An 8157-nucleotide genomic window follows, 5' to 3' on the forward strand; every position below is an offset into this window, starting at 1 on the left:
GCAGGGAGCTGGTCGTCGCACCGGCTCCGGGTGAGGACGGCAGCCTCGTGGCGCCGGTGGCCGACAGGTTCGCCGTCGCCGTCTACCCGTTCGTCGAGGGCGAGAGCTTCTCGTGGGGGCAGCCGATGTCGACCGAGCACCGGGCTGCGCTGCTCGACATGGTCGTCGAGGTGCATGCCGCGCCGGCCGAGGTGCGGGACCGCGCGCCCGTCGACGACTACGCGATCCAGCACCGCGATGCGCTCGAGGCGGCGCTGCACGACGGTGCCGAGGGTGCTGCAGCGAGCCCCACCGGGCCCTACGCCGCGCAGGTCGCTCGGCTGGTGGCCGACCACGCGTCGGCTCTGCGGGCGGCGCTGACGACGTACGACGACCTGGTCGATCGGGCGCGGCGGCGCACGGAGGCAGCCGTCGTCCTCACCCACGGCGAGCCGCACCCGGGCAACACGATGCGCACTGCCGACGGTTGGCGCCTGATCGACTGGGACACCGCCCGGGTGGCCCCGCCGGAGCGCGACCTGTGGTCGATGGACCCCGGGGACGGGTCGGTGCACGAGGCGTACGTCGCCGCCACCGGACGCCAGCTGAGTCCCACGGTGCTGGAGCTCTATCGGCGACGGTGGGACCTGTCCGACGTAGCGGTCGACGTGGCGCGGTTCCGGCGACCGCACCGAGGGGACGACGAGGACGCCAAGGCGTTCGGCATCCTGCGCGGTCAGGTCGGTGCGGTCGCCGACGCGTGACTGTCAGGCGCCGGGCATCGGCAGCAGCTCGAAGATCTCGACCTGGAACCGGCCCTTGCCGTCGGCGAGGAACGGGTGCTTGTCAACGTGGGCCTTCGCGACCTCGAGCGTGTCGGCCTCGACGACCGAGTAGCCGTTCTGGTCGCTCGCGGTCCCGACCGAGCCGTCGTCGACGATGGCGGTGCTGGTGCCGAACGGCTGGCCCGGGTCGACGAGGGCCGGCCCGACGCGCTGCATCCAGTCGGTCCAGGCGGCGAGCGACTCGGCACCCTGCTCGGGCGTGAAGTCCTCCATCGGTGTCGCCGGCCCGCGGTAGAGGAACATGAACCGTGCCATCTCGGTCTCCTTCCGGGGACGCGCCGTCCGCGCCCTCCACCCGTCCGACGGACGAGGTCGGCGTGGATCGACACCTGCCGGCGGACATCTCTCGCCGGATGTGGGACATGTCCGCCCTGTCGTGCGGCGCGCGTCGCAATGGCAGGCCAGACTCCCCTCATGGACCTGCGCTGGGACGCCGTGACCGTCGACTGCCGGGACCCGCAGGGGCTGGCGCGCTTCTGGTGCGCGCTGCTGGGCGTGGAGGTGCGCGGCACCTGGGAGCAGTACGTCGGCCTGACCCCGACGGCTCCGGGACTTCCGCGACTGGTGTTCCAGCGGACGTCGGACCCCCGGCCGGCCAAGAACACGCTGCACCTCGACCTGCACGTCCCGGCCGACGACCTGCCGGCCGCGGTGGAACACGCCCTCGGCCTCGGGGCGACGCTGGTGCACCAGCACGACGAGGACGCGGTCACCTGGCGGACGCTGGCCGACCCCGAAGGCAACGTGTTCTGCCTCGTCGCCGACTGAGCGGCTCGGTCGGGCGCCGGAACACCCAGCGGCGGAGCATCAGGAAGCGCGCCGGGCCTTCGTCGATGGGCATGGCAGCACCGTCGGACCTGGTGCTGTGCGACGGCTGTGACCCACCTGCACGGCTGCTCCACGTCGGACGCGTGTCGTCGTCCCGTGCGAAGCGAGTGAGCGGCGGGCGTGAGGGATGCTCGACGCGGTGGTCCGGGCAGCGATGACTCGCAGCGCGGTGCCAGGTCTTGAGGTACATCCACCGACCGCGGGCGAACCATGGAGGCACCTGTGAAGCTGTTGCTCACGTCCGGAGGCGTCACGAACCCCAGCATCCGGTCGGCGCTCGTGCAGCTCCTCGGCAAACCGATCGCCGAGTGCAGGGCCCTCTGCGTGCCGACCGCGCAGTGGGGTCACCCCATGTGCGGTCCGGCATCGGTGCGGGGCTTGATCGCCGGCGAGCCGGACTTCCCTCACTTGACCGGCTTGGGATGGGCCTCGCTCGGCGTCCTCGAGCTGACCGCACTGCCCACCATCGGCGCAGATCGGTGGCTGCCGTGGGTCCGCGAGGCCGACGTACTGCTCGTCGACGGCGGCGACGCGACGTACCTGTGCCACTGGATGCGCGAGTCCGGGCTTGCGGAGCTGCTGCCGTCACTGTCCGACAAGGTGTGGGTCGGGGTGAGCGCCGGCAGCATGGTGATGACGCCGCGGATCGGTGCGGCCTTCGTCGAGTGGCCGTTTGCGCCGGACGACCGCACGCTGGGAGTCGTTGACTTCTCGATCTTCCCGCACCTGGACGCCTTCCCCGACAACAGCCTGGCTGACGCGGAGCGGTGGGCGGCGGACATCGGCGGCCCGGCCTATGCCATCGACGAGCAGACGGCCGTCATGGTCGTCGACGGCGCCGTCGAGGTGGTGTCCGAGGGACAGTGGACCCAGTTCGGGTGATTGCTGCGCGCGGCACTCGAGCCGGCTGCTGTGCCCCCGGCCCGCTGCTGTCCCCTCGCTGCAGCGGGCCGGTCGCCTGGCACCGTGGTGGTGCTGTCGACCCGGTGGGTCAGTGCGCCTTGTCGTAGGCCTCGACGACGGTGGCCGGGATGCGGCCGCGCTCGTTGACCTTGTGGCCGTTCTTGCGGGCCCACTCGCGGATCTCGGCGGTGCGGTTGTCGCCGCCGCCACCACGGCGGGAGCCCCGCGCGGCGCGGCCGCCGGAGGACCGGCCGCCGACCCGGCGCGCCTGGCCGACGTACTGCGCGAGCGCGTCGCGGAACGACTTGGCGTTCTTGGTGCTCAGGTCGATCTCGTAGGAGACGCCGTCGAGGGAGAAGGAGACGGTCTCGTCGGCAGAACCGCCGTCGATGTCGTCGACGAGCAAAACGGTGACTTTCTGAGCCATGTCGAATTCACTCCGGCAGGAAAGAGGGGAATTGCTGGTGCGCGAACCCTAGCGCCATTCCGGCACATAGATGCAATCGAACACTGCATTTCCCCTCGGCGCATTCCGGCGAAGGCGTTCCAACGGACCGCGGTAATTCAGCGTGCACTGCGTCTCGGGGCTGGCGTTTCCCTGGGAAGACGCCCCAAAGGGCGGCTATTCGTCGTGCTCCTCCTGCTCCTGCTGCTCCTCGGCCCGGGCCCGCCGCCGCACGGCCAGCACGATCGCCACGAAGGCGCCGCCGACGACGACCGGGGGCAGCAGGGCCGCGATCACGTCCACTAGCTGCCCTCGGGGCGCAGCAGCGGAAATGCAATCGTCTCCCGGATCGGCTTTCCGGTCAGGAGCATGATCAGCCGGTCGATTCCGAGACCCATTCCGCCCTGCGGCGGCATGCCGAACTCCATCGCGCGCAGGAAGTCCTCGTCCAGCTGCATCGCCTCGGGGTCGCCGCCGGCGGCCTTGAGCGACTGCTCCTCGAGGCGGCGCCGCTGCTCGACCGGGTCGTTGAGCTCGGAGTAGGCCGGGGCCAGCTCGACGCCGTTGACGATGAGGTCCCAGGCCTCCACCAGACCGGGCACCGAGCGGTGCGGCTTGGCGAGCGGCTTGACCTCGGCCGGGTAGTCCGTGACGAAGGTGGGCTGCACCAGGGTGTGCTCGACGAGCTGCTCGTAGAGCTCGACGACCACCTCGGCGGCGCCCCATGACGGCTGCAGCGCGACGTCGTGGCTGTCGGCCAGCTTGCGCAGCGTCTCGACCGGCGTGTCGACGTCGACGTCCTGGCCGACTGCGCGTGAGACCGCCTCGAGGATCGGCAGCCGCTCCCACCCGACCGCCAGGTCGAGCCCGCCGCCGGTGCCGTCCGGCACCACGGTCGTGCCGAGCAGCGCCTGCGCGGCGTCCAGGACGATCTCGCGGGTCAGCTCGGCCATCGAGTCGTAGTCGCCGTACGCCTGGTACACCTCGAGCATCGTGAACTCCGGGCTGTGCGTGCCGTCGACGCCCTCGTTGCGGAAGTTGCGGCCGATCTCGTAGACCCGGTCCAGCCCGCCTACCACCAGCCGCTTGAGGTAGAGCTCGATCGCGATCCGCAGGTACATCGGCTGGTCGAACGCGTTGAGGTGGGTCGCGAACGGCCGGGCCGCGGCGCCGCCGTGCAGCGGCTGCAGCAGCGGGGTCTCCACTTCGAGGAAGTCGTGCCGGTCCATCGTCGAGCGTACGGAGCGCAGGACGGTCGCCCTGGCCCGCACCATGTCGCGGGACTCGGCGTTGACGGCCAGGTCGACGTAGCGCATGCGGACCCGGGCCTCCGGGTCGGTGAGGCCCTTGTGCTTGTCCGGCAAGGGGCGCAGCGCCTTGGCGACCATCGTCCAGGCATCGGCCAGGACGGACAGCTCACCGCGCTTGCTGGAGATGACCTCGCCCTCGACCCCGACGTGGTCGCCCAGGTCGACGTCGCCCTTCCAGTGCGCCAGCGCCTCCTCGCCGACCCGGTCCAGCGAGACCATCACCTGCACCTCGCCGGTGCCGTCGCGCAGCGTCGCGAAGCACAGCTTGCCGCCGACCCGGGACAGGACGACCCGCCCGGCCACCGCGACCTGCTCGCCGGTGTGCTCGTCGACGTCGAGGTCCGGGTGCGCGGCGCGCAGGTCGGCCATCGTGGTGGTGCGCGGGACGGTCACCGGGTAGGGCTCCACGCCTCGCTCGCGCATCCGGTCGAGCTTCTCCCGGCGGACGCGCATCTGCTCGGGCAGCTCGTCGCTCACCCGGCAAGGCTATCGACCCCCGCTGCACCTCGTTGACTGGCGCGAAGTGACCACCGCGCGGCGGCTGCAGTGGCGATTTCGCGCCAGTCGAGGCTCAGGGCTGGTTGCGTTCGTAGACCAGGCGGAGGCCGACCAGGGTGAGCCACGGCTCGTGCACGTCGATGACACCCGACTCGTCGAGCACCATCGGGGCCAGACCGCCGGTGGCGATGACCGTCACGTCGTCGGCGTCCCCGTCCGGCCCGACGATCTCGGCGGACATCCGGGTCACCACGCCGTCCACCTGGCCGGCGAAGCCGTAGAGGATGCCGGCCTGCAGGGCCTCGACGGTGTTGCGGCCGATGACCGATCGCGGCCGGGCGAGCTCCACCCGGCGCAGCTGCGCGCCACGGGCGCCCAGCGCCTCCACGGAGATCTCGATGCCGGGCGCGATGGCGCCGCCGAGGTACTCCCCCTTGGCCGACACGGCGTCGAAGGTCGTCGCGGTGCCGAAGTCGACGACGATGCACGGCCCGCCGAAGAGCTCGACTGCCGCGAGCGCGTTGACCACCCGGTCGGTGCCGACCTCCTTGGGGTTGTCGGTAAGGACCGGCACACCGGTGCGCACGCCCGGCTCGACGACGACCGCGGGCACGTCGCCGTAGTAGCGCACGCAGACCTCTCGCATCTCGTGCAGGACCGACGGCACGGTGGAGCAGAGCGCGATGCCGTCCACCGTGGCGTCGGTGCGCCGCGCGACCTCCTCGTGCTGGGCGAGCAAACCGCGCAGGACCACGGCGATCTCGTCCGCGGTCCGGTGCGCCTCGGTGGCGATCCGCCAGTGCTCGAGCAGCTCGGGCCCGTCGAAGAGCCCGAGCACAGTGTGGGTGTTGCCGACGTCGATCGCGAGCAGCATCAGGCCGGCCCTGTGCGCAGGTCGCAGGCGATGTCGAGGATCGGCGCCGAGTGGGTGAGTGCGCCGACGGCGAGGTAGTCCACGCCGGTCTCCGCCACCTCGCGGGCGTTGTCCAGCCGCAGCCCGCCGCTGGCCTCCAGCCGGGCTCGCCCGGCGACCAGCTCGACGGCCCGGCGCATGTCGGCGACCGGCATGTTGTCGAGCAGCACCAGATCGGCGCCGGCCTCCACGGCCTCCACGGCGTCGTCGACCGAGTCGCCCTCCACCTCGACCGGCACGTCCGGGAACGCCGCCCGCACCGCCCGGAACGCCTCAGCCACGCCCCCAGCGGCGACGACATGGTTGTCCTTCACCATCGCCGCGTCCGACAGCGACATCCGATGGTTGACGCCGCCGCCGCAGCGCACCGCGTACTTCTCCAGCGCCCGCAGGCCGGGCGTGGTCTTGCGGGTGTCGCGGACCGCGGCCCCGGTGCCCTCGACGGCGTCGGCCCAGGCGCGGGTCAGGGTCGCGATGCCCGACATCCGGCACAGCAGGTTGAGGGCGGTCCGCTCACCGGTCAGCAGCCCGCGGGTGGCCGCAGTGAGCGACATCAGCACGTCGCCCCTGTGCACCCGGGCGCCGTCCTCGGCCAGCCAGGTGATCTCGACGGCGTCGTCGGTGGCGACCTCGAAGACCGCTGCCGCCACCGGCAGCCCGGCGACGAGGCCGTCGGCGCGGGCCACCAGGTCGGCGGTCGACTCCTGGTCGAAGGGCACGGTCGCCACGCTGGTCACGTCGAGCCCGCCGTCGAGGTCCTCGTCGAGCGCGCGGGTGACGACCTCGAGGACGTACGTCGTCGCGAGCCCGGCTGCGACCAGCCGGGCGGCGGTGTCGTCGGACAGGCCCACCGGGTCGCCCGGCCGGTCAGCAGTCGGTCCAGCCGCAGTCATCAGTCGTGCTCCTCCACACCCATCGAGATCGTGCCGTCGACGAGCCGGGTCAGCAGGTGGGCCCGCCAGTGCTCGTCGTCGCGGTCGGGGAAGTCCTGGCGCCAGTGGCTGCCGCGGGTCTCCTCGCGCTCCAGCGCCGCACCGGCGAGCGCGCTGGCCACCAGGTGCAGGTTGGTCGCCTCCCACGCCTCCGTGCACGGCTCGGTGCTGGTGCGCAGCCGCAGCTCCGTCAGGTCGGTCATCGACGTGCCGACGCTCTCGCGGTCCCGCAGCACACCGACCCCTCGGGACATCGTGCGGGCGACCTCGCCGCGTACCGACGGGTCGAGCAGGCCGGGCGCCAGCGGCTCCCCCTCGCCCTGGACGTCGACGGTGGGGGGCAGGTCGACCGGCTCGGCCTGCGTGGGCAGCTCGCGGCCGAGGTGCTCGGCGATCCGGCGGCCGAACACCAGCCCCTCGAGCAGCGAGTTGGAGGCCAGCCGGTTGGCGCCGTGGACGCCGGTGCAGGCGACCTCGCCGCATGCGTAGAGGCCGGGCACGCTGGTCCGGCCGTGCAGGTCGGTGCGCACCCCGCCGGAGGCGTAGTGGCAGGCCGGCGCGACCGGGATCAGGTCGTTGACCGGGTCGATGGCGTGCTCGCGACAGCTCGCCAGGATGGTGGGGAAGCGCACCCGCCACCTGTCCTCGCCGAAGTCGCGCGCGTCGAGGCACACGTGGTCGGCGCCGGTCTCGCGCATCCGGGTCATGATCGCCTTGGCCACGACGTCACGCGGCGCGAGGTCGGCCATCGGGTGGAGGCCCTGCATGAAGGCCACGCCGTCCTGGTCGCGCAGCACGGCGCCTTCGCCGCGCACCGCCTCCGACACCAGCGGCTGCTGTCCGCGTGACCCGTCGCCCAGCCAGAGCACGGTGGGGTGGAACTGCACGAACTCCAGGTCGGTCACGACCGCGCCGGCCCGCAGCGCCACGGCGACGCCGTCCCCCGTCGACACCGACGGGTTGGTCGTCGAGGAGAAGACCTGCCCCAGGCCTCCCGTGGCCAGGACGACCGCCCGCGCGCGCACCGCGCCGACGCCGTCGCGCCGGCCTGTACCGATCACGTGCAGGGTGAGCCCGCACACCGCACCCTCGGCCGACCTCAGGAGGTCGAGGACGAGCGCGTGCTCGACGACCTCGATGTCGTCCTCGGCATGCAGGGCGGCGATCAGCGCGCGCTCGATCTCGAGCCCGGTCGCGTCGCCGCCGGCGTGGGCGATGCGGTCGCGGTGGTGCCCGCCCTCGCGGGTCAGTGCGATGCCGCCGCCGGAGGTGCGGTCGAACTTGGTGCCGATCTCGACCAGCTCACGGACCCGTGCCGGTCCCTCCTGGACGAGGACCCGCACCGCGTCCTCGTCGCAGATGCCGACGCCGGCGACCAGGGTGTCCTCGAGGTGCTGCTCCGGGGTGTCGCCCTCGCCCAGCGCCGCGGCGATGCCGCCCTGCGCCCATCGGGTGGAGCCGGCATCGAGGTACGTCTTGGTGACGAGGAGCACCCGGCCGCCGG

The 8157-nt window shown here is 72.4% G+C and carries 10 protein-coding genes; 3 read left to right on the plus strand and 7 right to left on the minus strand.

Going from position 1 to position 8157, the window contains the following annotated elements:
* The coding region (locus tag VK640_17265; GenBank protein HTE74929.1) for a phosphotransferase at positions 1–743 on the plus strand (743 nt) is incomplete at its 5' end.
* A gap of 3 nt (positions 744–746) precedes the next feature.
* Here the strand turns inward: VK640_17265 and VK640_17270 are convergent.
* Positions 747–1079 (minus strand): hypothetical protein, encoded by a 333-nt coding sequence (locus tag VK640_17270; GenBank protein HTE74930.1) that lies wholly within the window; start codon positions 1077–1079, stop codon positions 747–749.
* Between the two features lie 159 nt (positions 1080–1238).
* On the opposite strand from VK640_17270, the gene VK640_17275 reads away from it, so the two are divergent.
* Positions 1239–1592: a VOC family protein gene (locus VK640_17275; GenBank protein ID HTE74931.1), complete on the plus strand. Its 354-nt coding sequence runs from the start codon at positions 1239–1241 to the stop codon at positions 1590–1592.
* A 282-nt stretch (positions 1593–1874) separates the two neighbouring features.
* Entirely contained in the window at positions 1875–2534 is a 660-nt protein-coding gene (locus VK640_17280) for a Type 1 glutamine amidotransferase-like domain-containing protein (GenBank protein ID HTE74932.1), read from the plus strand.
* A 109-nt stretch (positions 2535–2643) separates the two neighbouring features.
* Here VK640_17280 and VK640_17285 read toward each other — a convergent pair whose 3' ends face one another.
* The 6 genes from VK640_17285 to VK640_17310 all read right to left on the minus strand — a co-directional run.
* Positions 2644–2982 (minus strand): Lsr2 family protein, encoded by a 339-nt coding sequence (locus VK640_17285; protein ID HTE74933.1) that lies wholly within the window; start codon positions 2980–2982, stop codon positions 2644–2646.
* A 195-nt stretch (positions 2983–3177) separates the two neighbouring features.
* Positions 3178–3303 carry a hypothetical protein gene (locus tag VK640_17290; GenBank protein ID HTE74934.1) on the minus strand — a complete coding sequence of 42 codons (126 nt, stop codon included), beginning with the start codon at positions 3301–3303 and terminating at the stop codon, positions 3178–3180.
* Entirely contained in the window at positions 3303–4787 is a 1485-nt protein-coding gene (gene lysX / locus VK640_17295; protein HTE74935.1) for a bifunctional lysylphosphatidylglycerol synthetase/lysine--tRNA ligase LysX, read from the minus strand. The genes VK640_17290 and lysX overlap by 1 nt, the downstream gene beginning before the upstream one ends.
* 94 nt (positions 4788–4881) lie before the next feature.
* Entirely contained in the window at positions 4882–5682 is an 801-nt protein-coding gene (locus tag VK640_17300; protein ID HTE74936.1) for a type III pantothenate kinase, read from the minus strand.
* Complete coding sequence (gene nadC / locus VK640_17305) at positions 5682–6614, minus strand: carboxylating nicotinate-nucleotide diphosphorylase (GenBank protein ID HTE74937.1); 933 nt, start codon at positions 6612–6614, stop codon at positions 5682–5684. The genes VK640_17300 and nadC overlap by 1 nt, the downstream gene beginning before the upstream one ends.
* Positions 6614–8157, minus strand: a 1544-nt coding sequence (locus tag VK640_17310; protein ID HTE74938.1) for an L-aspartate oxidase, incomplete at its 5' end; no start/stop codon positions are given. The genes VK640_17310 and nadC, both read right to left, overlap by 1 nt.

The sequence above is a fragment of the Actinomycetes bacterium genome (genome assembly GCA_035489715.1).
In the GTDB taxonomy this organism is placed as follows: domain Bacteria; phylum Actinomycetota; class Actinomycetes; order JACCUZ01; family JACCUZ01; genus DATHAP01.

Coding starts and splice junctions, on each gene's coding strand:
- VK640_17300 (HTE74936.1), bottom strand. CDS start 5,682: ATGCTGCTCGCGATCGACGTCGGCAACACCCACACTGTGCTCGGGCTC.
- VK640_17275 (HTE74931.1), top strand. CDS start 1,239: ATGGACCTGCGCTGGGACGCCGTGACCGTCGACTGCCGGGACCCGCAG.
- VK640_17285 (HTE74933.1), bottom strand. CDS start 2,982: ATGGCTCAGAAAGTCACCGTTTTGCTCGTCGACGACATCGACGGCGGT.
- nadC (HTE74937.1), bottom strand. CDS start 6,614: ATGACTGCGGCTGGACCGACTGCTGACCGGCCGGGCGACCCGGTGGGC.
- VK640_17270 (HTE74930.1), bottom strand. CDS start 1,079: ATGGCACGGTTCATGTTCCTCTACCGCGGGCCGGCGACACCGATGGAG.